Raw genomic sequence first — 26461 nt, forward strand, 5'->3', positions numbered from 1 at the left:
TCGGCGGCACCCCGCCGCTGCACCCGCGAGGGCCCACGCCGCTCCCCCGAGACGGCCCTGCCTGCCCCCCTGAGACCGGCCCTGCGGCCTCAAGCGACCTCTGCCTGCGCTGCCCGTGCCACTCCGCGGAGTGAGGCGTGGACTCACCAGGGGGATGTCGGCCCCGAGGACGAGGCCGGCCGGAAGGCCGTAACCCCTACCGGTGGCAAGGTCACGCGGCCGTGGTCATGACCTGCCTCAGCCGGCGAGCGGTACGCGCAGTGGCATGTGCGCCGGGTTCGCGGCGGGCTGACCGGGTCACGCCGTACCCGGCACCGGATACACGAAGTTAACGCCCGGGACTCGGGCGCGAGACCGGTGCGGTCGAGCATCGCCATACCTGTCAAACGACAGGTAACCGCAACCGATCGGAGGTGCGGCGATGAGCCGGCCCGAATTCGTCTCTCGGCAGCGCCCTGACGGTGACGTCACGACCAGTTCCGCCGACGCCGGCTACCAGCAGGAACTTCGCCGCGGAGTCGGCGGCTTCGCGTCCTTCGCCGCGGGCTTCTCCTTCGTGTCCATCCTCACCACCGTCTTCCAGCTCTTCGGCCTCGGCTACGGCCTCGGCGGCGCGGCCTTCTTCTGGACCTGGCCGCTGGTCTTCGCGGGCCAGTTGCTGGTCGCGCTCTGTTTCGCCGAGCTGGCGGCGCGCTGGCCCATATCCGGGGCGATCTACCAGTGGTCGAGCCGGCTCGCCGGCACCACGGCGGGCTGGTTCACCGGCTGGATCATGATCATCGGGCAGATCCTGACGGTCGCGGCGGCAGCGATCGCGGCGCAGGCGGTGCTGCCGGGCATCTGGTCCGGCTTCCAGCTCGTCGGCGGGCCGGGCGCCGATCCCTCGCTCGGCTCCCCGACCGGCGCGCGGAACGCGGTCCTGCTGGGCTGCCTGCTGCTGGTGGTCACCACCGTGGTGAACATCCTCGGCATCCGCCAGATGGCCGCCGCCACCAGCTTCGGCGTCACCGTCGAGATCATCGGCGTGGTCGTGCTGGTGCTGGTCCTCTTCTTCCTGCCCGAGCGGGGCCCGCAGGCCGTGCTCCACGACACCGGCTGGTCCGGCCACGGCGGCTACGCCGGTGCCTTCCTCGCCTCCTCGCTGATGGCCGCGTACGTCATGGTCGGCTTCGACTCGGCGGGCGAACTGGCGGAGGAGACCCACAGCCCGCGCCGGACCACCCCCCGGACCATCCTGCGGGCGCTGATCACCTCCGGTATCGGCGGGGCGCTGCTGATCCTCGCGGGGCTGCTGGCGGCGCCCAGCCTGACCGACGGCAAGCTCGCCGCCGGCGGCCTGTCCTGGGTGCTCACCGACCGGCTCGGCGGCGTCCTGGGCCGACTGCTGCTGTGCTGCGTCGCGGTGGCCGTGTTCGCCTGCACCCTGGCCGTGCAGAGCTCCGGCGCCCGGATGATGTACTCCATGGCGCGCGAGGGCGCCCTGCCGTTCCACCGGCACCTCGGCAAGATCTCCACCCGTACCGGCACACCGGTCGTCGCGTCGGTCGTCGTGGGCGTGGGCGCCGCGATCGCCCTGCTGGTCAACGTCCGCCAGTCGGCGATCTTCACCGCCCTCTCCAGCCTCTGCATCGCCATGCTGTATCTGGCCTATCTGGGCGTGACGCTGCCGCTGCTGATTACCCGGATCCGGCACCGGCGCACCGGCGGCCTCCCCCGCGGCGTCGACGAGACCGGCCGGCCGCTGTTCTCGCTGGGCCGCCGCGGGATCGCGGTCAACACGCTCGCCGTGCTCTACCAGACGGGCATGACGGTCAACCTGGCCTGGCCCCGCCCGGAGATCTACGACCTCACCGGCGGGACGTGGTGGCTGCGGTGGAGCGCCCCGCTGTTCATCGGGCTGAGCCTGGCCGCCGGCGCCGGCTACTTCCTCGCCCGCCGGCTGCACCGCCGTATCGAGCTGAGGCACGTACCCCACACGCACGTCGAGCCGCCGGCCGAGGCCCGGACCGTCACCGAGCCGGCGTGACCCCGACCGCCCACCGCCGACCGCCCGACCACCTGATCGCCCGACCACCTGATCGCCCGACGTACAGATGACTCACCGACGAGAGGATGACGGGACATCCATGAACACGGCCGAAGGGTCGACGGCCGGCGCGCCGCCGTACGACCAGCACCCCACCGCACCGCTCACCGCCCCGCTCTCCGGACAGCCGACCGAGGGGCGGGCCGCCGCCCGGGTCCGGGATCTGCACCTGACCGACAGTGTCCGCAGTGCCCGCGTCGACGCCCGCGCGCAGGGCGGGCAGGCCGGCACGTGGATGCCGTACCTGCCCGCGTCCGGCAGCCCGTGCTGCCCGCCGGGGGTGGACCCGGCCGCCCTCGTGTGGGCGGAGACGGTGGCACCCGGCGGCTACACCCACAAGGTCCTCGCCCGCGGCACCCGGCTGCGCTTCGACGACCCGACCGGTGACGCCTGTGCCCACCTGCTGCTCTTCAACGCGCTGGAGCCCGTCGAGCGGCTCAACGTCGCCGACACCCAGAAGATCCCGTGGCAGGCGTACCTGGGCGAGAACCACCCGTTGCTGTCCGGCGACGGCCGGGTCCTGGCCGTGGTCAGCGGTGACTCCTCCGGCCGGCACGACGCCTTCTGCGGTACGAGCACCGACGCGTGGAACGCGCACAAGTACGGTGACGCCCGCCCCGAGGGGCCGTCGCCGTCCGGCCGCGGACTCTTCCTCAAGGCAGCCGCCAAGCACGGTCTGAGCCGCCGCGATCTGCCGCCCGGCGTCTCCTTCTTCCAGGGCGTACGCGTCGAGGCGGACGGCACCCTCGCCTGGCAGGGCAGCGCCGGTCCGGGCACGTATGTCGAACTCGTCGCGGAACTGCCCCTGTTGGTGCTGGTCGCCAATGTCGCCCACCCGCTGGACCCGCGGCCCGGCTATGTCGTCGGGCCGCTGCGGGTGCACGCCTGGCGCGGCGAACCGACCGGCCCGCACGAACGGCGGTTCACCGCCACGCCGGAACTGCACCGGGCGTACCTCAACACCGCCGACTACTGCGAAGCCAGGGGGCTGTGACATGGCGACCACGACTCGGACCGAGAACACACCGACCACCCGTCCGACCGCCGCGGGCGGCACCCTCGCCTCCACCGTGCCGGTGGGCGCCGTGTACGCGGAGGGCTCCGCCCTGGACTGGGGAACGAGCCTGGTCGAGGGCGCCGTCGTCCTGGACGAGGTGGTGGCCCCCAACGCGCCGTGGTCGGCGGTGGTGGCGAAGGGACACGTCCTGACCATCGTCGACGTCGGCGGGAACCAGTCGGCCGACTGTCTGCTCTACAACGCCGCCGATCCCAGGGAGCGCTACAGCGTCCCTGACACCCTGGCCTGGCAGGGCAACGCCTACGTGCGCACGGGGACCGTGCTGCGCAGCGACGAGGGACGCCCGCTGATGACCGTCGTGGCCAACGAGATCGACCGCCAGGACACCATCGGCGGCGCCTGCGGCAAGGAGTCCAACACCCTGCGCTACGGCCACCACGTGATGTTCCAGCACGGCTGCCGCGAGAACTTCCTCGCCGAGGCCGGCCGGCGCGGCCTGGGGGTGCGCGACCTCGTCTCCAACCTCAACTGGTTCATGAACGTGCCCGTCGAGGCGGACGGCGCGCTGGGCATCGTGGACGGCATGTCCGCACCGGGCCGCCGGGTCGCGGTGCGCGCCGACATGGACGTCCTGGTGATCGTCTCCAACTGCCCCCAGATGAACAACCCGTGCAACGACTTCAACCCGACCCCGCTGCGCATGATCGTCACGGACCCGACGGGGGCCGACGAGCCGGGCGGCAGGGATGGGGGTGGGCCGACGGGGGGTGGTCCGGGTGAGGCTGGCCCAGATGGGGGTGGCCCGGTTGTCGGTGGCCCAGGTGGAACTGGCCCCGGTGGGGATGGCCCAGGTCGGGCTGGCCCAGCTGCGGGTGGTCCGGGCGGGGAAGGGCCGGTGGCCGGGGGCCCGGACCCGGCGGCCCCCGTTGACCTCGGCGTGTTTGCCCCACCCTGCCCGCACACCGCCCGCACCACCTCGGAGGACGCCGCGTGACCCGCCCCACCGTTGTTCTCGTCGCCAACCGCGGTGAGATCGCCCGACGTGTCATCCGTACCGCCCGGAAGATGGGCCTGGGCACCGTCGCCGTGTTCTCCGACGCCGACCGGGCCGCCCCGCACGTGCGCGAGGCCGACCATGCGGTCCGTCTGGGGCCGGCGCCGGCCCGCGAGTCGTATCTGCGCGGCGACGCGATCATCGAGGCCGCGCTCGCGCACGGCGCCGGCATCATCCACCCCGGCTACGGCTTCCTCTCCGAGAACACCGCCTTCGCCCGTGCCGTGGAGGAGACCGGACTGCGTTTCGCGGGACCGACCGCCGACCAGATCACCGCCTTCGGCGAGAAGCACACCGCCCGCACCCTGGCCAAGGCGGCCGGAGTCCCGCTGCTGGCCGGTACCGAGCTGCTCGCGACCGCGGAGGAGGCCGTCACCGCGGCCGGGTCGATCGGGCTGCCCGTGATGGTCAAGGCCACCGGCGGTGGCGGCGGCATCGGCATGCAGGCCTGCGCCACCGCGGACGAGGTGCGCGATGCCTTCGCCCGCGTCGCCGCCCTCGCCGAGTCCAACTTCGGGTCAGCCGGGGTATTCCTGGAGCGCCTGGTACGCCCCGCCCGCCACGTCGAGGTGCAGGTCTTCGGCGACGGCACCGGCCGGATCGCCGTCATCGGCGACCGCGACTGCTCGCTGCAACGCCGTAACCAGAAGGTGATCGAGGAGGCCCCGGCCCCGGCCCTGCCCGCCCATGTCCGCGCGCTGCTGCACGACTCCTCGCGGCGGCTGCTCGCCTCGGTCGGCTACCGCGGCGCGGGCACCGTGGAGTTCGTCTACGACCCCCTGCGCGAGGAGGCCGCGTTCCTGGAGGTCAACACCCGGCTCCAGGTCGAGCACCCGGTAACCGAGCAGGCGTACGGTGTCGACCTCGTCGAACTCATGCTCACCCTGGCCCGGGACGGCGCGGTCGACGACGCGGTGTTCACGAGGGAGTGGACGCCCACCGGGCACGCCGTGGAAGCGCGGGTCTATGCGGAGGACCCCGGCCGGGACTCACAGCCCTCCTCGGGCCTGATCACCCGGGCGGCCTTCCCCGGCCAGGGCGCCGACGGCATGCCCGGCGTCCGCGTCGACGGCTTCGCCGAGACCGGCCTGGAGGTCTCTCCGTACTACGACCCGATGCTCGCCAAGGTCATCGCCCAAGGCCCCACCCGCGACGCCGCGTTCGACGTCCTGGGCTCGGCTCTGGCCGCCAGCCGGGTCGACGGCGTCGTCACCAACCTGGGCCTGCTGCGCGCGCTGACCGTACGGGAGGAGGTGCGCGAGGCCGTGCACAGCACCAGCACCCTCGCCACCACCGCCGATCCCGATCCGCGCATCGACGTCCTGGTGCCGGGAGCGATGACCACCGTCCAGGACCTTCCCGGCCGACTCGGCTACTGGCACGTGGGCGTACCGCCGAGCGGCCCCTTCGACCCCGTCTCCTTCGCCGAGGCCAACCTGGCCGTCGGCAACCCGGCCGAGGCGCCCGCACTGGAGGTCACGGCGGGCGGGCTGACCCTGCGCTTCTCGGACGCCACCGTGGTCGCCGTCACCGGGGCGCCCGTCCCGGTCACCGTGGACGGCACCGCGGCGGCCCTGTGGGAGCCGGTGCCGGTCCCGGCCGGCGCCACCCTCGTCCTCGGCGCCTGCCACGGTCCCGGCCTGCGCAGCTATGTGGCCGTCCGGGGCGGCATCGACGTACCCGAATACCTGGGCAGCGCCTCGACCTTCACCCTCGGCGGCTTCGGCGGCCACGGCGGCCGGGCCCTGCTCGCCGGAGACGTCCTACGGCCCAGGGCCGACGCGGACGTAGACACCACCACTGGCTCCACCACCGACACGGCCGCCGGCACCACCACCGAAACGACCACCCGCGCGACCACCGACACGACCTACCGCGCGACCACCGACGCCATCGCCACCACCGGTGCCCCCACCCCACCCCACCGCCGCCCCGCGATCACCCCCCACTGGCAGATCGGTGTCACCGAAGGACCCCACGCCGCACCCGAGTTCTTCACCCGCGAGGACATCGACACCCTCTACGCCACCGACTACACGGTGCACCACAACTCGGCCCGCACCGGAATCCGGCTGATCGGGCCCAAACCCCGGTGGGCGCGTCAGGACGGCGGTGAGGCCGGACTGCACCCGTCCAACATCCACGACACGCCCTACGCGGTGGGCGCCCTGGACTTCACCGGTGACACGCCGATCATCCTGGGCCCCGACGGGCCGTCCCTCGGCGGATTCGTCTGCCCGGCGGTGGTCGCCAGCGGCGAGCTGTGGAAGCTGGGCCAGCTCCGCCCCGGCGACACCGTCCGCTTCGTACCGGTCAAGGAGGCCGAGGCCGCCGCCCTCGACGCCCGCCGTGCCTCACCCACGCTGATCAGCGGCGGCGGAGACGGCGACGACGGCGTACTCGGCCGCCTGGCGGCCACCGACGCCCGCCCGAGCGTCACCTACCGCCGGGACGGCGACGACAACGTCCTCGTCGAGTACGGCCCCATGGTGCTCGACCTCGGCCTGCGCATGCGGGTGCACGCCCTCCAGGAGACCCTCGCCGCGCACGCGCCCGCCGGCGTCCTCGACGTCACCCCGGGCATCCGCTCCCTGCAGATCCACACCGACGCCCGCCGGCTGAAGGCCCGCGACCTCGCCGTCCTGCTGCGCGAGCTGGAGGACGAGGTCCCGCCCAGCAACGAGCTGGTGGTTCCTTCCCGCACGGTCCGGCTGCCGCTCAGCTGGGACGATCCGGCGACCCGGCTGGCCATCGAGCGGTACATGGCGGGCGTGCGCGACGACGCCCCGTGGTGCCCGTGGAACATCGAGTTCATCCGCCGGGTCAACGGCCTGGAGAGTGCCGACGACGTCTACCGCACCGTCTTCGACGCCTCCTACCTCGTCCTCGGCCTCGGCGACGTCTACCTCGGCGCCCCCGTCGCCACCCCCCTCGACCCGCGGCACCGCCTGGTGACCACCAAGTACAATCCGGCGCGCACCTGGACCGCGGAGAACTCCGTCGGCATCGGCGGCGCCTACCTGTGCGTCTACGGCATGGAGGGCCCCGGCGGCTACCAGTTCGTCGGCCGCACCGTACAGATCTGGAACCGCTTCCGCACCGGCGGCCTCTTCCAGGACTCCCCGTGGGCGCTGCGCTTCTTCGACCGCATCGAGTGGTACCCCGTCACGGCGGAGGAACTGCTCGAACTGCGCGCCGAGACGGACGCCGGCCGCGGCGCCTTCCCGACCGAGGAGGGTACCTTCTCGATCGCCGAGTACGACGCCTTCCTGGCCGCCAACGCCGGCTCGATCTCCGCCTTCCGCGCCCGGCAGAGCGCCGCGTTCGAGGCCGAGCGGCAACGCTGGCGGGCCGCCGGCGAGTTCGACCGGAACGACGATCCCGAACCCGCCACGGCCACCGGCGAGGGCGCCGCCGCCGTCACCGTCCCGGACGGCGCCGTCCCGGTCACCGCGCCGTTCACCGCCACCGTCTGGCAGACCGTCGCCGAGCCCGGCGCCACCGTCGCCGAGGGCGACCCGATCCTCTCCCTGGAGGCGATGAAGATGGAGTCCAAGGTCAGCGCTCCCGCCACCGGAACGCTGCTGGAGATCTACGTGAGGCCCGGTCAGCAGGTCGCCCCCGGCCAGGTCCTGGCGGCGGTGCGGGCATGAGCGCCATGACACCGGCCGCACGCGCCGAGGCCGCCTACGACCGCATCCGCAGCGCCGGCCGGCCCGAGATCTGGATCCACCTCAGACCCCGCGACGAGGTGCTCGCCGAGGCCGCCGGGATCGATCCGGCGCTGCCGCTGGCCGGCCTGGTCGCGGCCGTCAAGGACAACATCGACGTCGCCGGCCTGCCCACGACCGCGGGCGCCCCGTCGTACGCCTACCGGCCCGCGGCCGACGCGCCCGCGGTGGCGCGGCTGCGCGCGGCCGGCGCGGTCGTCCTCGGCAAGACCAACCTGGACCAGTTCGCCACCGGCCTGGTCGGCACCCGCAGTCCCTACGGCGCCGTACGCAACGCCTGGGACACCACCCGCATCTCCGGCGGATCGTCCTCCGGTTCGGCCGTCGCGGTCGCCCTCGGCATCGCCGACCTCGCGCTCGGCACCGACACGGCCGGCTCCGGGCGGGTGCCCGCCGCCCTCAACGGCATCGTCGGGGTCAAGCCCACCAAGGGCCTGGTGCCGGTGACCGGCGTGGTCCCCGCCTGCTACACCCTCGACTGCGTCACCGTCTTCGCCCGCGACCTGCGGCTCGCCCGCACCGCCGCCGAGATCGTCGAGGGCCCCGACCCGGCCGACCCGCTCTCCCGCACCGGCACCCAGCTCCCGCCGCCGCCCGCGCGCCCCAGGATCGCCGTCCCGGCCCCGGAGCACCTGGACGGCATGGCCGACGGCTGGCGCGAGGCCTTCGGCGCCACGGTCGCCCGCCTGGCGGCCACCGGCGCGGACATCGTGGAGACCGACGTCACCCCGCTGCTCCGGGCCGCGGAACTGCTGTACGGCGGTGCGTTCGTCGCCGAACGGTACGCCGCCGTGGGCGGACACGTGGACAAGCACCGGGACCTGATCGGTACGGATCTCGACGCCACCGTCGCCTCCATCGTGCTGGCCGGCCGGGAGAAGACCGCCGCCGACTGGGCCGCCGACACCGCCCGGCTCGCCGCGCTCGGCGCCGCCGGACGCGCGGCCCTCGACGGCTGCGCGGCGCTGCTCACCCCTACGACCACCTGGCACCCCACCCTTGAGCAGGTGGCGGCCGACCCCGTCGCCGCCAACGCCCGGATGGGCCGCTTCACCAACTTCGCCAACCTGCTGGACTACGCCTCGCTCGCCATCCCCGCCGGATGCGTGGACGGTCTCCCCTTCGGCGTGATGCTCACCGGCCCGGCGTTCTCCGACCGCGCCCTGGCCGCCTTGGCCGAACGCCTCGCCGCCCCGCAGCTCGACCTCTTCGTGGCCGGCGCCCACCTGACGGGACAGCCGCTCAACATCCAACTGGTGCAGGCGGGCGGCACCCTGGCGGGCCCCGCCCGCACCGCCACCGGCTACCGCCTGTATGCCCTGCCCACCGACCCGCCCAAGCCCGGCCTGGTACGGGTCGCCGACGGCGGGACGGGCCAGGGTCCCGGAGGGGGCATCGAGGGCGAGATCTGGCGTCTGCCGGCCGCTGGGTTCGGAGCGTTCGTCGCGGCCGTTCCCGCACCGATGGCCATCGGCACCGTCGAACTGGCCGACGGACGGCGGGTCAGCGGCTTCCTGGTGGAGCCGTACGCCGTCCGGGGCGCGCCCGACATCACCCGCTTCGGCGGCTGGCGGGCCTATACGGGGTCCGCATGACGGCACCGTACGAGCGGACCACCCGAGGGGAGGGGACGCGGCGGGATGGCAGCATGGCACCATGACCGTGACGCGTCCCCGCCAAGGCAGGCCCCGGCACACGCCCCCGTCCGACCCGGGCACTTCCGCCCGGGAACAAATCCTCGACGCCGCCGGAGCGCTCTTCGTCGAACGCGGGATCGCCGGTACCAGCACCCGGATGATCGCCGAACGGGTGGGCATCAGACAGGCCTCGCTCTACTACCACTTCGCCACCAAGGAGGAGATCCTCGCCGAGCTGCTGGCCACGTCCGTGCGGCCCAGCCTGCGGATGGTGGAGCAGATCCGGGCGCTGGTGCCCGAGCGGGCGCATCCGGCCGCGGCGCTCTACGCGGTGGCCGCGATGGACGTACGCACCCTCTCCAGCACCCCGTACAACATCGGCACGCTCTATCTCCTGCCGGAGCTGCGGGCCGAGCGGTTCGACGCCTTCCGCGCCGAACGAGGCCGGCTCCAGGCGAGTTACGGCGCCCTCGGCACCCTGGCGGCGGCCGAGGCCGTCACCCGCGGCATGAGCACCGAGCACCTCGGCGAACTGCTGATCCAGCTGGTCGAGGTCGTCATCCAGATACGGCGCTCCCGTGAGCCGGAAGCGGCCGACGCCGACGCCATCGCCTCCTCCTGCCTGCGCCTGTGCGGCCTCACCGAGCCCGCCGTGACCGTCGCCAGATCCGAAGCGCGGACCCTGCTGGACCTCTTGACGTGACCTCTTACGACGCTCGCATGAAGCGGTGCTTGTCCGAAGCTCCCGCGGACATAACGGACTCCGTCCATCAGCTGCACAGAGGTCACGGAAGTCGCTGTGAAACATTCCCGCTTCGTTGGTCCGGCCGTCGTCGCGGCCCTCGCAGTAGGCGCCGGAGTCGCCTTCGCCCAGCCGGACGCGTCCGGCTCCACAACCGCCCGGAAGGCCGTCACGCACGTAGTGGCGGGTGGATCCGCGGCACCCGGACAGACCGGGGGCGCCATCACCCGTGACTGTCCGGCGGGCACGCTGATCACCGGCGGCGGCAACCTGGCCACCTCGGACAGCACCTTCGTCATGAGCCACAGGGGCCCCGCTTCCCCTATGACGGCCGACCCCTGCAATGGCTGGTCGCGGGCAAGAACACGGGCACCGAACCGGTGGACGTCGTGGCCCTCGGCCTGTGCTCGGAGAGCACGCTCGCCCCCTCGGCCAAGGACATGTGCTGTCTTGGCCGGATGACGGCCGGTGCGGTTACTGAGGTTTTCGTGGTGGGGTCGGTGGTGCGAGGTTCAGGCCGCACTCCTGCTTGGCGGTCTGGAAGCATTCCTCGACAGCCCAGCGGCTGCCCGCGATGCGTATGACTTCGTCCAGTGTGGTGTCGGCCGGGCAGTAGGCGATGTAGTAGGAGATCTCCTCGGGTCGGCTGACGCTGCGGCGTGCGAGGACCCAGTGCCGGCGGTCTTCGCGGTGCCAGGGCCTGACCTCGACGCGGGCCCAGTCGTAGATCCGCCGACCGTGTGCCCCCTCGCCGCAGGAGCGACGCTTCCACTTCTGCCGCGGCAGGCCAGGGAACAGGTCGTGGACGGGGTGGTCGAGTGCCCAGCGGGTGACGACGGTGTCGTGCCGGGTGGTGGCCATGACATGGAAGACACCGGCCTGCTCGAGCTCGAAGCGCCAGCCCTTGCTGAAGCCGTAGGCGGCATCCGCCGTCACCCAGGCGAACGGGACCCGGTCCGCGATGGCTTTGCGGACCATCGCCTTGGCCATGGCCACCTTCGTCTCGAAGGCGACCTCGTCGCCGATGCCGGCCCGACGACAGCGTTCCCGGTCGTCCGTCCACGACGTGGGCAGATACAGCCGCCGGTCGATCAGCGTGCGGCCGCGGCCGGTGGCGTAGGCGAGGAACACACCGATCTGGCAGTTCTCGGTCCGGCCGGCGGTTCCGGAGTACTGCCTTCGCACCCCGGCCGACCGCAGGCCCTTCTTCAGGAAGCCGGTGTCGTCGACGATCAGCACGGCGTCTCGGTCGCCGAGGTGTTCCACGACGTAGTCGCGCACGTCGTCCAGGACCTCGTCGACGTCCCACTCGATCCGGTTCAGCAACCGGTGGATGCGATCGGGACCCTCGTGCCCGGCTTCCTCCGCCAGCGTCCAGCCGGTGGGACGGCGTGCTGCCCCAGGTGCGACTGCTGGCCGAATGGCCCGACGGCGAGGACGAACCGACCCGGTTCTGGCTGTCCGACCAGCCCGACGACAGCCCGATCGCCGTCGCCGACCTGGTCCGCCTGGCAAAGATCCGCTGGCGCATCGAGCACGACTACCGGGAACTCAAGCACGGCCTGGGACTGGACAACTTCGAAGGCCGCTCCTGGCCGGGCTGGCACCACCACACCACCCTGGTCACCGCCGCCCATGCCTTCCTCACCGAGCAGCGGCTGGCCCCAAAAGCCGACACAACGCACTCACCCTCTACCAGATCCTCGACGCCCTCCAGGACCTGCTGAACTGCTGGACCGGCATCTGCACCACCTGCCACCAACCCCTGTCCCGCAGGACCACACCAAGATCAAGACAGACCTAACGGAGTCCTACTAGCCGAACTCGACTCGAACGTCGTACCGATGACCACCCGCCAGGCCACCGACGGAACGTCCACACCGATCACGAATATCCTGGAAACGCCCCCCTGGGCCAGGGCGACCCCACAGGGACGCTCCCAGGCAGAGAGCAGCAGGACCGCCGACCGCGAGGTGCGCACCACCCCCACGCGGACGACACCACCACAGGTGTCCGCCGTCTCTGTTCCTCCGCCTCGTAGAGTGACGTCGTTGCGCTTCCCACCGGTCAGCGACACCGCGAGCGGGATGCCCTGTCCGTCGACGAGGACGTGGTGCTTGCTGCCCGGCCGTGCTCGGTCGACCGGGCTCGGCCCGCTTTTGGGCCCCGGCGGGCCGCCCGCCGGGGGAGGAGTCGATCACCGCCCTCGACCAGTCCAGTTTCTTCGCCGACCGCAGCTTCCCCAGCAGCACCAGATGCAGTTCCTCCCACACACCGGCTTGGTTCCGCTCGGCCAGGCGCCGCCAGCAGGTCATCCCGGAGCCGAAGCCCAGTTCCTGGGGCAGGTACTCCCACTGGATCCCGGTATGCAGCACGAACAGGATCCCGCACAACGCCTGCCGGTCCGGCACTCGCGGCCGGCCCGCGACCAGCTTCGGCCCCGGCTCGGGCAGCAACGGCTCGATGAGCGACCACAGTTCGTCCGACACGGTCCACGGCCGCGACTGACGCTTCCCCACGATCCGACCGACGAGCAGACAAGCCGATGGTTACTTGATCAACAACTTCTGTTAGGACCTCTCAGACTTCCACGTCATGCCGCGGGAGCGATACACGCTCGCTGCCGCGGGACAACGTTTGGCCAACGTCCGGATGCTGTTCGCCCAGTCCGGCGAGTGGTCAAGGAGTACAGCCTCTGAATGTGGGGGGCGGGGAGGAGAAGAGGGGCCCCGGATCTTCGGGGCCCCTCTCGCTCGCTACTCCGTCCGCAGCCCGTCCGACCGCATCAGCCGCAGCAGCGGCGGCAGGCTGAGCAGGGTCACCGCGAGGACGACCCCCACTCCGGCGCCCGTCATCGACAGCACGCTTCGCCAGTCCACCTGGACCGGCGCGGCCGCCATCCGCATCAGGACCGCGCCCAGTGTGAGCCCCACCACCGACGCCAGTAGCAGCCCGAGCCCGACCGGGACCGCCGTCTGCCACAGCACCGAGAGGGCCAGCGTGTCCCGCCGGGTGCCGAAGGCGACCAGTGAGGACAACAGTTTCCTGCGGTCGCGCAACTGCTCCAGCTGGGAGACCAGCAGGCTGGCGCCAATCAGGATCAGCACACACAGGGCGCCGATGAACAGGCCGGTCCGGATGGAGGCATAGCGGTGGTTGAGCTCGGCGGGGGCCCACTCCCGGGGCTCGCGGTAGGGGTAGATCGCCGCAGCCTTGGTGCGGGCGTGCTCGCGTACGTCGGGCACGGACTCGTCGATCCGCAGGCTGAGGTGCCCGGTGGTCGCCGCCGCGGCCCGCGCGGGCACGGCCCCCGGCGTCAGCAGGAACCCTTCCCGTTCATATCCGTGCGAGTCCGGCACCGGCTCGGCTCGCTTCAGGTCCCCCGGCACGGTCCAGGAGGGGGGCTCGGCCATGTCCTGGAACCAGAGCGTGCGCCCCGCCTTCACCAGCCCCGGCGCGTCCTCGAACGTGGAGCTGGGGAGACGGAAGGCATCGCCGTCCCGGCACGAGGGCAGCTTCGCGATCTCGCGCAGCGACGCGCAGTCCGCGATGGTCACCTCCGCGGCGTTCCGGGCCTCCGTGCGACGGTCGGCGAGAAAGGCCGATGACAGGGTGGCGGTCACCTCGACCCCCCGGATCCGTTCGAACCTCTCCCGTGCCGCGCCGAGCGACTGCCCCGGGGGCACGTCCCCGATCATCTCCGTTTGTGACAAGTCCGGGGCGGTCTGCCGGGTGTACTCGCCGTCGACCCCGGTGAACAGCATCTGCAGGGCGATCGCGCCGGCCACCGCCACGGCGATGCCGTTGACCGTGCGCGCCGCCGTACCGCTGCCCAACTGGAGTCTGCGGACTGCCAGTTGCCAGGGGACCGGACCGGCTCCGAGCCGGACGACGACCGCCTCGACGGCCCAGGGCAGCAGCGCCGTCACTCCGACGAGGACGCACAGCGTGCCGCCGATGACGAGGTACTGGTTGAAGTTCCCGCCGTCGGCGCCCTGGCCGATCATCGGGGCCAGCAGCGCAAGGCCTGCCAGAGGCAGCGTCAGCCGCCACCACAGCCGACGCCGCGAGGGCTTCGCCGTACGCACCACGCCCAGCGGCTCGATCACCGCGGAACGCATCGCGAACTGCGTGACCAGGACAGCGGCCAGCGGCACCGCCACACAGATGAGCAGTGCCAGCATGGGCGAGGGGGCGAGATATTCCGGGAACACGCTCACGTCGAAGACCTTGACGGAGTTAGCGAACTGACGGTCCGCCAGGAAGAACGCCGTGCCGAACACCAGGCCGAGCACCGCTACCACCAGGGCCTCGCCCGCCGCGATCCGCCGGGTCATCCGGGAGTCGGAGCCCACCAGCCGCAGTGCCGCCAGCCGGCGGTCGCGGCGCTCGCCGCCGAAGCGCACGGCGGCGGCGATGAACACCGCGACCGGTGTCAGCAGGGCCACCAGCACGACGAGGACGAGCAGCAGCAGGACCGGGTCCAGTGACTCCTCGGTGCGGTTCGTGTCGCCGAAGTGGTCGATCCGGTCCACCGCACCGCCGTCGATGTCCGAAGCGAGACCCGTGGCGCCCCGGTAGAAGGCGAGTTCGGCCGGGCCGATCAGTCCGCTCTGCCCGATGGTCCCCACGATCCGGTCCGGCAGCCGCTCCCGCAGCACCTTTCACCTGTCGGAGTCCAGCAGACTCCTCAGGGCCGGGGAGACCACCATCTCGCCCGGTGCCGGGAACCGGGTGACTCCGGGCGGCAGCGGCGCGTCGGCCCCCTCGGGCTCCAGTGCACGCCCCCGGAGACTCTTACCGTGGTAGGTCGAGTCGACGTCGGCAATGACGAGCGTGTCATCGCCCTTCTCCAGCGTGGTCCAGCCGTACGACATGTCCGAACGGGCGCTCTCCCGCTCCTGCCGTTCCGACAGCGCGTGCGGCAGCGCGGTCGTCAGGAGCAGCAGCGCCACCCCGAGCCCGACCCCCACGCCCGCGAGCAGCACCCGGATCCAGCCCCCACGTCCGCCCGCGAACGCGAACCGGGCCCCCATGCCCAGATCCTTGGCCCACCGCCTCGTACGACCCGCTCCATGTCCCGGGACCTTCCGTCTCGTACGACGACCTCGCGGTCGGAGTAGGCCGCCACCCGGGCCTCGTGCGTGACCAGCACGACGGCGGCGTTCGTCGACCTGGCGGCGTCGGTGAGCATCTCCATCACACGCTCGCCGTTGAGCGAGTCGAGCGCGCCGGTCGGTTCGTCGGCGAACAGCACGCGCGGGCCGGTCACCAACGCCCTTGCCACGGCGACCCGTTGTCCCTCACCGCCGGAGATCTCACCCGGCCGCTTCCGGCGCAGGCCGTCGACCTGAAGGCGTTCCAGCCAGCCGAGGGCCGCGCGCTCCGCGTCCTTGCGGGGGGGGTGCCGTTCAGCCGTAGGGGCAGTGCCACGTTCTCGATACAGGTCAACTCCGGTACGAGCTGTCCGAACTGGAACACGAACCCGAACTCCGAGCGCCGCAGTCGGCTGCGCTCTGCGTCGCCCATGGTGGCCATCTCGCGGCCGGCGTACAGGATCGAGCCAGAGTCGGGCGGCGCGATTCCGGCGAGACAGTGCAACAGTGTCGACTTGCCGGACCCGGAGGGGCCCATCACGGCGACGATCTCACCGGGATGGATGGAGAACTCGGCGCTGTCGAGCGCGACGGTGGGCCCGTAGGCCTTGCGCAGTCGCTCGGCAACGAGCAGGGAGCCGGCGGGAGTCACTTCGCCACCACCTCCGCCAGCTTGTCGAGCCGCGCCGCGGTCAGTTCCAGCCAGCGCAGGTCGGCCTCCAGATGGAACAGGGCGTGATCGCAGATCAGTTGGTCAGCGAGGTCTCCCTTGCGCTTGCGCTCGGTGAGGACGCGCATCATCCGCAGGTGCTCGGAGCGCTGGGTGTCGAGGATGTCGCCCGCGTCGCGCCGCGTCAGCAGGGCGAGGACGACCTTCGTGTACAGGGTGGACTGGAGATAGGGCTCGGGCTTCTCGGGCGTCGCGAGCCACTGATCCACGTCGGTGACGCCAGTGTCAGTGATCGCGTATCGCTTGCGCTCGGGACCGCCTCCGGGTTCGATGCCGTCGACCTCCACGAGACCGTTCTTCAACAGTCGGGACATGGTCGAGTAGACCTGGCCGTAGTGCAGCGGCCGGTCTTGGCCGAACTTCTCGTCGAACGCGCGCTTCAGGTCGTAGCCGTGGCGCGGGCCTGACTCCAGGAGCCCCAGGAGGGTGTGACCGATGGACATACCGAGGACAGTACACGGGGTGTATACCTGCCATGTATACACACGGTGTGTAGATTGCGGTGAGGGCGGTGGACGATCGGCGACGGCCCAGATAGAGGCCGCGGTGGGCCTTGGTGGGGCCTTGGTGGGGCCGATTGTCACGGTTCTACTACACACGCTGGACCGTGCGCCGCCTGGACCGGGGCAACCCTTCGGCCTGCTCATCGGGCGGTCCCATGGGAACGGGTGCTGATTCTCACGTCCGGAAAAGAGCGGATCGGCGGCCCTTCGCCACATCTCCCGGTGTGAACTTGCTGAGCCGACTTGACCAGCGAACCTGTGCGACACGTGCGCACACGTGAGCGAAGCAGAGTGGAACAGGCCCATGGGACGGCCGGAAGAGAGAGGAGCGTGCCAGCGCGGCGGTCATCGTGCCGAGTCCAGGAGCCGTTCGTCGCTGGCGGTGTCCGGCAAGCCTTCCGGCAAGAGCCTCATACACAGGCTGTTCACCTGCAAGAAGACCCTCGGCCCGTTCCTGGGCTTCTCCTGCTCAGCATCGGCGCCTTCATCGTCCTGTACATGGTCGCGGACGTGCCCCAGGGCAACGCCGACGCGCAGGTCCAGAGCAACGTCTTCAAGAAGGGCCCGGCTCGTTTACGCGGCCGGGGTGAGCGCGGCACGGCCGAACAGCAGGGCGTAGCCGGTGGGGAGCTGGTGCAGGATCCGGTTGATCAGGTCGGGGCCGGCGTGGGCGGCGACGGCAACCCCGACACGCGCCTACGGGTGGGCTGCTCCCTTTGAGGTGCCCGGTTTCCGGGAGGAAGGTGGGTGGGAGGCAGGGCCGCGCCCCACCCGCCGGCCGAGTGACCGGCTCCCGCGGGACCTCCCGCGGCCACGGTCCAGGGATCGAGGAGGCTGATGAGATGACAGGTACGGTCGACGCTGTCGTCGTCGGTTCCGGTGTGAACGGCCTGGTCGCCGCCGCCGAGCTGGCCAAGGGCGGCTGGTCGGTGGCGCTCGTCGAAGGGAGCCGTCGGCTGGGCGGCTTCATCGCCACCGAGGAGCGGACCCTGCCCGGCTACCTGCACGACACCTACTCCTCGTGGCACCCGCTGTTCGTGTCCGGCCGGGCCTATGCCGCGCTCGGCGAGGACCTGCACCGCCACGGTCTGGAGTACCGCAACACCGACGGCCTGGTGACGGGCACCGTCACCGACGACGGCCGCGTGGTCCTCGCCCACCGCGACCCCGCGACCACTGCGGAGTCGTTCGGCCACGCAGAGGACCGGGCCGCCTACCTCGCCATGCTGCAGCGGTTCCTCGACAACATCGACGCCGTGGGCGGCATCCTGGGCGACGAGCTGCGCTCGCCGCGCGTGCTCCGCCACATCGTGCGACTGCTGCGCCGCGAGCGCTTCAGCGGTACCGAGGCATGGCTGCGGGCCACCGTCACCAGCGGCCGCTCGTATTGCCGCAGCGCGTTCCGCGGCGACGAGCCGGATGCGCTGTGGGCGCCGTGGCTGCTGCACGCCGGCCTGTCCCCGGACCACGCCTCGGGCGGCCTGATGCTGCCCGCCATCGCCGCCGCGCTGCACGGTTTCGGCGTCCCTGTCGTGGCGGGCGGCGCCCACCTCTTCGTCCGCGCCTTCGAGAGGCTGCTCGGCGAACTCGGGGTGGACATCCGCACCGGGCAGCCGGTGGAGCGGCTGCTCCTCACGGACGGCAGGGTCACGGGCGTGGTCGCCGGCGGCGGGAGCATCCGGGCCCGCCACGCCGTCCTGGCCTCCGTGACCCCGACCGCGCTGTACGGCCGGCTGCTGCCGCCGGACGCCCCGGTCCCGCCCGCTGTCCGCGACCGGGCCCGGTACTACCGCTACGGACGCTCCGCGATGCAGCTCCACATCGCCCTCTCCGCCCCGCTGCGCTGGCACGACGAGCGCCTGGCCGGCGTACCCCTGCTCCACCTGAGCGACGGGTCGGCGAGCACCGCGATCGCGTGCGCGGAGGCCGAGGCGGGCCTGCTGCCGCGCAGGCCCACGGTGGTCGTCGGCCAGCAGTACGTCCTCGACCCGCCGCGCGTGCCGGAAGGCGCGGCCGCCCTGTGGATCCAGCTCCAGGAACTGCCGTACGAGCCGATCGGCGACGCGGCGGGCCAGTTGGACGCGACAGGCCGCTGGACCGGGGAACTGACCGAGGGATACGTCCGCCGGGTTCTCGAACGCATCGCCCGCCATGCCCCGGATCTGCCGGACAAGGTGCTCGCCTGGGACGCCGTCACACCGCCGGACCTGGCCGCGTACAACCCGAACGCGGTGGCCGGCGACCCGTACGGCGGCTCGGCCGAACTCGACCAGAACCTGCTGTGGCGCCCGGTGCCCGGCGCCTCCCGGCACGCCACGCCCGTGCCCGGCCTGTGGCACATCGGCGCCTCCACCCACCCCGGACCCGGGCTCGGCGGCGGCTCGGGACACCTGGTGGCACAACAGCTCGTCCGCGGCACGCGCCGCAGCACCCGCCGCTGACCCAGACCCCGCGGATGAGGCGGGCACGCGGCCACCGCGTTGTCATGACAAGACCCGGTTCGACCGGTGCTCTGCGGAGCCCCAACGACTCTGACTCCGCCGGGCCGGCCGATCCGTGGCCGCCAAGTCCGCCGAGGGACCGGGTGGGGGGGGGTGGCGTCCAGACCAATCAGACGCGGACCATCAGTGCCACGTCAGGGTCCGCAACTGTGGAGTGTCGTCATGCGTGGCGGCAGGCAGTGCGGGGCGGTTGCGGGTACGGGGTGCAGTTCTGGGGTCGGCCGGTTGGCGGATGCTGCGGGCGGCGGGCGGCAGCCAGGAGCGCGGTGACCCGTGCAGGGTCGGTGCCGGTGATGGTGGCGATGCGGTCGATGCTCAGGCGGAGGTCGTCATGGAGGAGCGCGGTGTCCTCGGCGGGGGTAGGGGTGCGGCCGGCGCGATGGGCGACGGCCCGGGTGTGCTTCTCCCAGGCCCAGGCGGTGGGGCCGACACCGTGATCAAGGAGCGGTCGTCGCCGAGGGCGCACGATCTGCTGCAGCTTCTGCCCTTCTCGGTCAGTCAACCTACGGACACGGACAGGCTCAGTCACCGCACCCCGGCTAAAGGCTGTCCCGTAACCACGGCCATCCCCTCAACGACGGGTTGCTCCGCGCTTCCGGGGTTAGCCGAAGATGAGCTCAACGTCCTTGTCCACGCAGAACCGAAGGACGGTGATCAACTGTCTGACGTCTTCGATGCGCCGTCGAAGGGCGGGGTCGCTGTCGTCAGGCTGAAGTTGATCGAGAATCGCTTCCAGCCGGGGCAACATGACCGCGCATTGAGCGGGTGCGAGGTCGGGGCCATCGTCGTCTGGATGGTTGAGCAGTGGCGCCAGCGTGGTGGAGACGCTGCACCACTGGCGCTCTCCGCCGAAGCCGTCCATCTCGGTGAGGGTGATCCCCTCGGCCTGGGTCAGCCACTTCCTGAACATGCTGAAGCCGGTGTAGGACCAGGAGATGTCCGGGCTCGCCACGTCGTCGTCGCCTGGAAAGAGCATCAGTCCCACCTTGTCCCGTGGAGGCTGCCGCTGGCGGACCGTGTGCTGCTGGTCGCCGCGTACTGGCGGACCAATCTGACGCTACGGCAACTGGCGCCACTATTCGGCGTGTCGAAGTCCGCGGCCAGTCGCGTCATTGAGCACCTCGGCCCGAGGCTCGCGCTCAAGCCGCGCAAGCAGTTCGCGAAGGACGCAGTGCTGATCGTGGACGGCACCCTGGTACCCACCCGTGACCGCAGCATCGCCGAGCAGTCCAAGAACTATCGGTACGCCACCGCCCACCAGGTCGTCATCGACGCCGACACACCCGCGTGGTCGTGGTGGTCGGCCGGCCCGTACCCGGCAACCGTCATGACTTCCGTGGTGCAGTACCACCAGTTCCAGATCAGCGACGAGGACGGCCCCGCCGGCCCCGATCTGCCTCGCGAGCACAACGGCCTGGTCGAGGTGCAGGACGGCATCGCCACCGTCCACACCGGCATCCACACCGGGGACGTCGACGTCACCGTCACCTGCCACACCCAAGCCCCGCAGCCCGGGGGCGAAGTGTGGGAGGAGATCGTCGAGGTGTCCCTGCACTCGGTGTCGGGAGAGCTGATGGTGCGAGGACTGATGGACGACCTGGACGAGGAGCTGCCGGTACTCTCCTTCGCCGGCCCCGGCGACTACCGGCTGCGCGTCCATGCCCGCGGCCGGGACACCGCCATCGACCTCGCCCCGGAGGAGGTCACCGAGTGGTACCTCATCCAGGTATGGCCGGCACCGGCACAGGACGTGGCCGTACTGCGCCAGACCGCCACCTACGGAGCCTCCGTCCGAGCGCGCTGAGGGCGTCGCTCTCGCCCGTCCCCTGCCTTGGCGACCGGCGGACCTTCTCGACAGCTGTACGAGCCGGTCGTGTACCGACGGCCGGGCATTTCACCGGGGCCGTAGCCGACCAGCGGCGGCCGTGCAGCCGTTCGTACACGGCCGGCCGGGCACGGACCTCGGCATCGGAGACTGAAGCGCAAAGCCCCGGCCAGGCATGCCGGCCGGGGCTGAACCCGCAAAGGGGTGTGATCGTGAAGGGGCGGTCGCCTACGCGGCGAAAGGCAATGCGAGGCTTCAGCCGAACGATCGTCCTCGCATGCGATGGATGAGGCCCGGGGACACTGTTCCCTTCACCATCACGCCCTGTTCAACGACACCTGCCCGATGAACATTCCCGCGCGCGTCTGCAGGTTCTCGAAGCTCCCCCAGACGCGGCTGGCACCGCCTCCGTAGTCGCCATGAGCCGGCCCTACTCGGTCCGGTGAACAGACCGCGAGGGGAGAACTGCGCCCGGCGCCGGCGCGTGATGCCCGGTATGGAACCGATCAGCGAAGTGCATGTGGCGGAACCGGGCCTGGCCGTCGTCGAGGTCGCGGCCTGTGATGACGAGACGGCATTCGCGGTCCAGGAGCTGCTCGCCGGACGGTCGGCGACCGCGACCGCAGACACCACAAGCCGGGCACCCGGCGAGCCCGGTGTCCGGCTGCGCTGCTACCTGGACGTGCGCCAAGAGCTCGGCTCGCAGCGTCACAGAACTCACAGCCGAAGTTGCGCGGGACGGCCGTCACGCTCTGCGCGGGCGACGAGGCGCCTTCTGCCCGTCTGTCTTCTTGGCCGCGGCCTTCTGGGCCGGCTGCTTCTTCGCGGCCGTCTTCTTCGGCTGCTGCAGCTCGTGCACCTGCGCAGGGCCTGCGCCCCCGGTACGGGAGGCCTGGGCCTTCTGCACCGACTCCTACAGCGGGGTCATCAGGTCGAGCACGGCGGCCGGCTGCTCCGGCTCCGGTGCCTCGGGCAGCGGCTTGGCCTCCCGTTTCGCCTCGGTGATCTGCGCAAGCGCCTCGGTGTAACGGTCGGTGAAGTCCGGGCCTTCGAGCGAGTCCGTGGCCATGGTGTCCATGAGCGCCAGTGCGCCCTCGATCTCCGCCTCGGACACCTCGGTCGGCGGCGGGAGCAGCTCGGGGGGCGCGGATCGCGTCGGGCCAGCGCATGGCGTGCAGGTTATGAACAGGTTTTCAGGCTGTCCGTTGTCCGTCTCTGCTCAGCGAGCAAGCGCACGAGCCTTCCTTTGACCTATGACATATTTTCTATGTCCTAGGATCAATGCTATGGTCGGTTCTCAGGAGGTGGACAGCATGCAGATCAGCGGGACAACCGCGGCGGAGATCGCCGGCAGTGTGCGGGACCTGATCGCGTCGGGCGAGCTGGCACCGCAGGACCTGCTGCCGCCGGTGCGTACACTCGCGGAAGAGCTGGGCGTGAACCGGAACACGGTGGCGTCGGCCTACCGGCAGCTGGTGGCCGCGGGTGAGGCCGAGACGCGTGGGCGTGGCGGGACGGTGGTGGCCGGGGTACCGCAACTGGCCAGTGAGGGGGCCTGGTTCGGCGGCCGGCTGACTGACCTCGCCAGCGGCAACCCGGACCCGCAGCTGCTGCCCGACGCACTTCAGGCCCTCCACGGTGGCGGGTACCGGCCGGCGTTGTACGGTGCGCCGCCGGTCGATGAACGGCTGGCCGAGTGGGCGGCCGAACAGTTCGCGCCGGACGTCGGGGGCAGCGGTTTCCAGCTCGTGGTCACGCACGGCGCGGTCGATGCGACGGAGCGGCTGCTGAACGCCTACCTGACCCGCGGGGACGCGGTGGCGGTCGAGGACCCGTGCTTCCTGGCGAGCATCGGCACGCTGCGGCTGAACGGTTTTCGGACCGTGGCGGTGGCGGTCGACGGGCAGGGGATGCGCCCGGATGCCCTCCGCGCGGCCCTGGAGAGCGGGGTGCGAGCGGTGGTGTGCACGCCCCGCGCGCACAACCCGACCGGCGTGAGCATCACCCAGGAGCGCGCCGCCGAACTCCGCACGGTCCTCGCCGATCACCCCCAAGCGCTGGTCATCGAGGACGACCACTTCTGGGCGGTCTCCCGAGCCTCCTACCACCGGGTCACGGCACCGGGAGTCTCGCGATGGGCGCTGGTGCGGTCGGTGTCGAAGTTCCTCGGCCCGGACCTGCGCCTGGCCCTGGTCGCCTGCGACCAGGAGACCGCGACCCGCCTTGAGACCCGGCTCAACACGGGCACTACGTGGGTGAGCGGGCTGCTCCAGCACGCCGCCCACGCCCTGCTCACAGACCCGGACGTCACCGCCCTGACCGCCCGGGCACGCGAAACCTACGTACAACGCAGCACCCTGCTCCTGGCGCGACTCGGTGAGCACGGGATCGGCTTCCCGGACGGTTACCGGCCGGACGGGCTGAACGTTTGGATCCCGCTGAAGACGCCCGCGCGCCCGGTCACGGACGCCCTGGCGCGGCGCGGCTGGGCCGTGCAGCCCGGCGGCCTGTTCACCTCGGGACCGTCCGAAGCTCAGGCTGTGCGGGTGACGACCTCCATGCTCACCGAGGAGCAGGCCGCGCAGTTCGCCGACGACGTCGCCGACACGCTGCACCGTCCCGGCCGGTACTGACCGGCCACGCGTACGGCTTCGCCTGTGCGACCGTGTGCCGCAGGTGCCGCACCCCGCCTCCCCTGCGGTGCCGGCACCGGCGCCCCCTTCCCTCTTCGTCTGCTCTCCCCGGCCTGGTGCGGCATGTAGTGCCCGGCGCGGGAGAGCAGGACGCATCGTCATACAGAATGGCTGGCTCTGCCATGCGTACACACTTCGTCGTCCACGAGGCGTTCGAGGCCCCGGGGGCCTACGAGGACTGGGCCCGCGCCCGGGGCCACGAGATCGGCTACTCCCGTATTCACGAGGGCGACGCGCTGCCCGCGAGTGTGGACGGCATCGACCTGCTGATTGTGATGGGCGGCCCCCAGCAGCCCAGCACGACCACCGAGGAGTACCCGTACTTCGACGCCGCCGCGGAGAAGGCCCTCATCGCCGCCTGCATCGAGGCGGGCAAGGCGGTCATCGGGGTCTGCCTGGGCGCCCAACTCGTCGGAGAGGCACTCGGCGCCGCCTTCGACTCCAGCCCGCACACCGAGATCGGAGCCTTCCCCGTCGCCCTCACCCTCGCGGGCCGCCGGCACCCCTTCCTGGCCGGCCTCGGGGACACCTTCGACACCGGCCACTGGCACAACGACATGCCGGGACTGACCAACGACGCCACCGTGCTGGCCACCAGCGCGGGCTGCCCGCGCCAGATCGTCGCCTACAGCCGGTACGTGTACGGCTTCCAGTGCCACATGGAGTTCACCCCGGCCTGCATCGACGCCCTGATCGAACACTCCGAGAAGGAACTCGCCGAACTCATCGACCGCCCCTACGTCCAGCAGCCCGACCAGCTGCGGGCCAGCGACTACACCGAGATGAACGCCAAGCTCATGACGTTCCTCGACCGCCTCGCCGCGGACTACGCCAGCCGCTGATCCGCACTCCTGGCCACCGCTCAGCACCTTCTCCCCCCTTGACCCCGGACAGAGTGCCCGCCGACTCGGGCGGGCCCTGGGAACTGGAGCAGAGAACATGGCAACCACCCTGCACGACTCCAAAGACGTCCTCGTCGGACGTGCCGAACAGCAGATGCACGAGCACTTCACCGACTCCGAACTGACCGTACGGCAGAAGCTGGCCCTCACCTGTCGCATCGCCTTCGACGGCGGCCACGACTCAGGACTCGCCGGCCAGATCAGCGCCCGCGGCCAGGAGGCCGGCACCTACTACACCCAGCGCCTGGGCCTCGGCTTCGACGAGATCACCGAGGACAACCTCCTCCTCGTCGACGAGGACCTGACGGTTCTGGAGGGCAGCGGCATGCCCAACCCCGCCAACCGCTTCCACTCCTGGATCTACCGGGCACGCGAAGACGTCAACTGCATCATCCACACCCACTCGCTGCACACCGCCGCGCTCGCCATGCTCGAAGTCCCCCTGATCGTCTCGCAGATGGACACCACCCCCCTCTACGACGACTGCGCCTTCCTCAAGGACTGGCCCGGCGTCCCCGTCGGCAACGAGGAAGGCGAGATCATCTCGCGTGCCCTCGGCGACAAGCGCGCCATCCTCCTCGCCCACCACGGCCAGCTCGTCACCGGCGCCACCATCGAAGAAGCCTGCACCCTGGCCATACTCATCGAACGCGCCGCCCGCCTGCAGCTGCTCGCCATGGCCGCGGGAACCATCCAGCCGCTCGACCCAGACCTCGCCCGGGAGGCCCACGACTGGACCTCCACCGACCGCCGCAGCAAGGCCAACTTCGCCTACTACGCCCGCAAGGCGCTGCGCAACCACTCCGACTGCCTCACCAGCGAGGTGAACCTCTGATGGCCAGCGCGCCCTTAAAGGGAGTCATCGCCTACCCCATCACCCCCTTCGACCCCGACACCGGCGCGGTCGACCACACCGCGCTGCACCACCTCACCGACCGCCTGGTGACCTCGGGAAGCCACGCCGTCGCCCCACTGGGCAGCACCGGCGAAAGCGCCTACCTCAGCGAAGCCGAGTGGGACGCCGTCTGCGGGACCGTCCTGAACACCGTGAACGGACGCGTCCCGACCCTGGTCGGCGTCGCGCACCTGACCACAGAAGGCACCGTCCGCCGTGCCCGCGTCGCCGCCCGGCACGGAGCCAGCGCCATCATGGTGCTCCCGCAGGTGTACTGGAAACTCACCGAGGCCGAACTCGCCCGGCACTACGCCGAAGTAGCCGCCGCCACCGACCTGCCGATCATGCTCTACAACAACCCCGGCACCAGCGGCATCGATCTCCTGCCCGAGACCATCGTCGAGCTCGCCCGGAAAATCCCCAACCTCACCATGGTCAAGGAGAGTTCCGGCGACGTCGCCCGCTTCACCGCCCTGCGGGAACTGTCCGAGGGCACTCTCTCGGTCTACAACGGCAGCAACCCCGTCGCCCTCGACGCCTTCCGCGCCGGAGCCGTCGGCTGGTGCACCGCCGCCCCGTGCCTCGTCCCCGACTGGACGCTCCAGCTCTACACCGCAGTGATCTGCGGACGCGATGAACGGGCCGACGCAATCCTGGCCGAACTCCTGCCGTTCCTGGAGTTCATCGTCGGCCACGGCCTGCCCCGCGCCATCAAGGCAGGACTTCAGCTCCACAACCGCCCGGCCGGACCGCCCCGCGCACCCCTGCTGCCCCTGCCCGACAAGGAGACCCAGCAACTCCGGGACATCCTCGACCGGCTCGAATCCAGCCCCCACCTGGACGGCGAGCCACTGACAGCGACACCACACATGCCCTGACCCAACCGGCGGGGAAGCGTTCCGTACAGAAAGAGGCATTTGCACCGGAGCTGGACAGCACCTTGCCTCCAGCCGCGCCGTCCGAGAAGCCGCCGAAACCACCGCTGCTTCCCGGACGGCGCGTTCGCTTGGCTCAGGCGACAGCAGCTCCTCGGCATGGGCTTCGGCTT

Annotated in this window: 17 protein-coding genes and 7 pseudogenes; 15 read left to right on the forward strand and 9 right to left on the reverse strand. The window is 71.3% G+C overall.

The window, feature by feature from the left end:
- The first annotated feature begins 421 nt into the window (after nt 1–421).
- The 6 genes from IE273_RS38180 to IE273_RS38205 all read left to right on the forward strand — a co-directional run bounded on the left by IE273_RS38180 (nt 422) and on the right by IE273_RS38205 (nt 10229).
- On the forward strand, nt 422–2026 hold the full coding sequence (locus IE273_RS38180; RefSeq protein WP_189819730.1) for an amino acid permease: 1605 nt from the start codon (nt 422–424) through the stop codon (nt 2024–2026).
- Between the two features lie 100 nt (nt 2027–2126).
- A complete protein-coding gene (locus IE273_RS38185) occupies nt 2127–3080 on the forward strand; it encodes an urea amidolyase associated protein UAAP1 (RefSeq protein ID WP_229887966.1) in 954 nt (317 codons plus the stop codon).
- A gap of 1 nt (nt 3081) precedes the next feature.
- Entirely contained in the window at nt 3082–4098 is a 1017-nt protein-coding gene (locus IE273_RS45010; RefSeq protein ID WP_189819731.1) for an urea amidolyase associated protein UAAP2, read from the forward strand.
- On the forward strand, nt 4095–7811 hold the full coding sequence (gene uca / locus IE273_RS38195) for an urea carboxylase (protein ID WP_189819732.1): 3717 nt from the start codon (nt 4095–4097) through the stop codon (nt 7809–7811). The genes IE273_RS45010 and uca overlap by 4 nt, the downstream gene beginning before the upstream one ends.
- 5 nt (nt 7812–7816) lie before the next feature.
- Nucleotides 7817–9484 (forward strand): allophanate hydrolase, encoded by a 1668-nt coding sequence (locus IE273_RS38200; protein ID WP_189819760.1) that lies wholly within the window; start codon nt 7817–7819, stop codon nt 9482–9484.
- Between the two features lie 61 nt (nt 9485–9545).
- The gene (locus IE273_RS38205; protein WP_189819733.1) at nt 9546–10229 is read left to right on the forward strand and encodes a TetR/AcrR family transcriptional regulator; all 684 of its coding nucleotides are present in this window, start codon (nt 9546–9548) and stop codon (nt 10227–10229) included.
- A 549-nt stretch (nt 10230–10778) separates the two neighbouring features.
- On the opposite strand, the pseudogene IE273_RS38210 reads toward IE273_RS38205, so the two are convergent.
- Nucleotides 10779–11687: pseudogene (locus IE273_RS38210) on the reverse strand (IS701 family transposase); the annotation flags it as partial.
- Between IE273_RS38210 and IE273_RS38215 the strand changes: the two are divergent.
- Nucleotides 11651–11995 (forward strand): annotated as a pseudogene (locus IE273_RS38215) (transposase); the annotation flags it as partial. The pseudogenes IE273_RS38210 and IE273_RS38215 overlap by 37 nt on opposite strands.
- A 314-nt stretch (nt 11996–12309) precedes the next feature.
- Here the strand turns inward: IE273_RS38215 and IE273_RS38220 are convergent.
- From IE273_RS38220 to IE273_RS44180, 6 genes and pseudogenes are all read right to left on the reverse strand, one after another.
- Nucleotides 12310–12787 (reverse strand): annotated as a pseudogene (locus IE273_RS38220) (IS5 family transposase); the annotation flags it as partial.
- A 237-nt stretch (nt 12788–13024) separates the two neighbouring features.
- Nucleotides 13025–15304: pseudogene (locus IE273_RS38225) on the reverse strand (ABC transporter permease).
- Nucleotides 15205–15633: an ATP-binding cassette domain-containing protein gene (locus IE273_RS45555; protein ID WP_506005286.1), complete on the reverse strand. Its 429-nt coding sequence runs from the start codon at nt 15631–15633 to the stop codon at nt 15205–15207. Before IE273_RS45555 ends, IE273_RS38225 begins: the two are co-directional and overlap by 100 nt.
- Complete coding sequence (locus IE273_RS38230) at nt 15537–16016, reverse strand: ABC transporter ATP-binding protein (protein ID WP_506005285.1); 480 nt, start codon at nt 16014–16016, stop codon at nt 15537–15539. Before IE273_RS38230 ends, IE273_RS45555 begins: the two co-directional genes overlap by 97 nt.
- A complete protein-coding gene (locus IE273_RS38235; RefSeq protein WP_189819735.1) occupies nt 16013–16537 on the reverse strand; it encodes a PadR family transcriptional regulator in 525 nt (174 codons plus the stop codon). The genes IE273_RS38230 and IE273_RS38235 overlap by 4 nt, the downstream gene beginning before the upstream one ends.
- 633 nt (nt 16538–17170) lie before the next feature.
- Nucleotides 17171–17287: pseudogene (locus IE273_RS44180) on the reverse strand (DUF2267 domain-containing protein); the annotation flags it as partial.
- Between the two features lie 152 nt (nt 17288–17439).
- On the opposite strand from IE273_RS44180, the gene IE273_RS38245 reads away from it, so the two are divergent.
- Nucleotides 17440–19038, forward strand: a complete 1599-nt coding sequence (locus IE273_RS38245; RefSeq protein WP_189819737.1) for a phytoene desaturase family protein — start codon at nt 17440–17442, stop codon at nt 19036–19038.
- A gap of 661 nt (nt 19039–19699) precedes the next feature.
- Here IE273_RS38245 and IE273_RS38250 read toward each other — a convergent pair.
- Nucleotides 19700–20074 carry a hypothetical protein gene (locus IE273_RS38250; RefSeq protein ID WP_373309465.1) on the reverse strand — a complete coding sequence of 125 codons (375 nt, stop codon included), beginning with the start codon at nt 20072–20074 and terminating at the stop codon, nt 19700–19702.
- Nucleotides 20075–20089: 15 nt separating this feature from the next.
- Here IE273_RS38250 and IE273_RS38255 point away from each other — a divergent pair.
- The 3 genes and pseudogenes from IE273_RS38255 to IE273_RS44190 form a co-directional block, all read left to right on the forward strand.
- A pseudogene (locus IE273_RS38255) lies at nt 20090–20430 on the forward strand (helix-turn-helix domain-containing protein); the annotation flags it as partial.
- Nucleotides 20426–20902, forward strand: a complete 477-nt coding sequence (locus IE273_RS44185; protein WP_229887968.1) for a hypothetical protein — start codon at nt 20426–20428, stop codon at nt 20900–20902. The pseudogene IE273_RS38255 and the gene IE273_RS44185, both read left to right, overlap by 5 nt.
- A gap of 517 nt (nt 20903–21419) precedes the next feature.
- Nucleotides 21420–21608, forward strand: a pseudogene (locus IE273_RS44190) (DUF6207 family protein); the annotation flags it as partial.
- Nucleotides 21609–21836: 228 nt separating this feature from the next.
- On the opposite strand, the gene IE273_RS44195 reads toward IE273_RS44190, so the two are convergent.
- The gene (locus IE273_RS44195; protein ID WP_229887977.1) at nt 21837–22037 is read right to left on the reverse strand and encodes a Ku family protein; all 201 of its coding nucleotides are present in this window, start codon (nt 22035–22037) and stop codon (nt 21837–21839) included.
- A 172-nt stretch (nt 22038–22209) separates the two neighbouring features.
- Here IE273_RS44195 and IE273_RS38270 point away from each other — a divergent pair, with 172 nt between their 5' ends.
- From IE273_RS38270 to IE273_RS38285, 4 genes are all read left to right on the forward strand, one after another.
- On the forward strand, nt 22210–23556 hold the full coding sequence (locus tag IE273_RS38270) for an aminotransferase class I/II-fold pyridoxal phosphate-dependent enzyme (RefSeq protein ID WP_229887970.1): 1347 nt from the start codon (nt 22210–22212) through the stop codon (nt 23554–23556).
- Between the two features lie 182 nt (nt 23557–23738).
- On the forward strand, nt 23739–24458 hold the full coding sequence (locus tag IE273_RS38275; RefSeq protein ID WP_189819739.1) for a glutamine amidotransferase-related protein: 720 nt from the start codon (nt 23739–23741) through the stop codon (nt 24456–24458).
- Between the two features lie 97 nt (nt 24459–24555).
- On the forward strand, nt 24556–25353 hold the full coding sequence (locus IE273_RS38280) for an aldolase (RefSeq protein WP_189819740.1): 798 nt from the start codon (nt 24556–24558) through the stop codon (nt 25351–25353).
- Complete coding sequence (locus IE273_RS38285) at nt 25353–26291, forward strand: dihydrodipicolinate synthase family protein (protein WP_189819741.1); 939 nt, start codon at nt 25353–25355, stop codon at nt 26289–26291. Before IE273_RS38280 ends, IE273_RS38285 begins: the two co-directional genes overlap by 1 nt.
- The last annotated feature ends 170 nt before the right edge of the window (nt 26292–26461 follow it).

The organism is Streptomyces olivaceoviridis (assembly GCF_014650115.1).
GTDB classification, from domain to species: Bacteria; Actinomycetota; Actinomycetes; order Streptomycetales; family Streptomycetaceae; genus Streptomyces; species Streptomyces olivaceoviridis.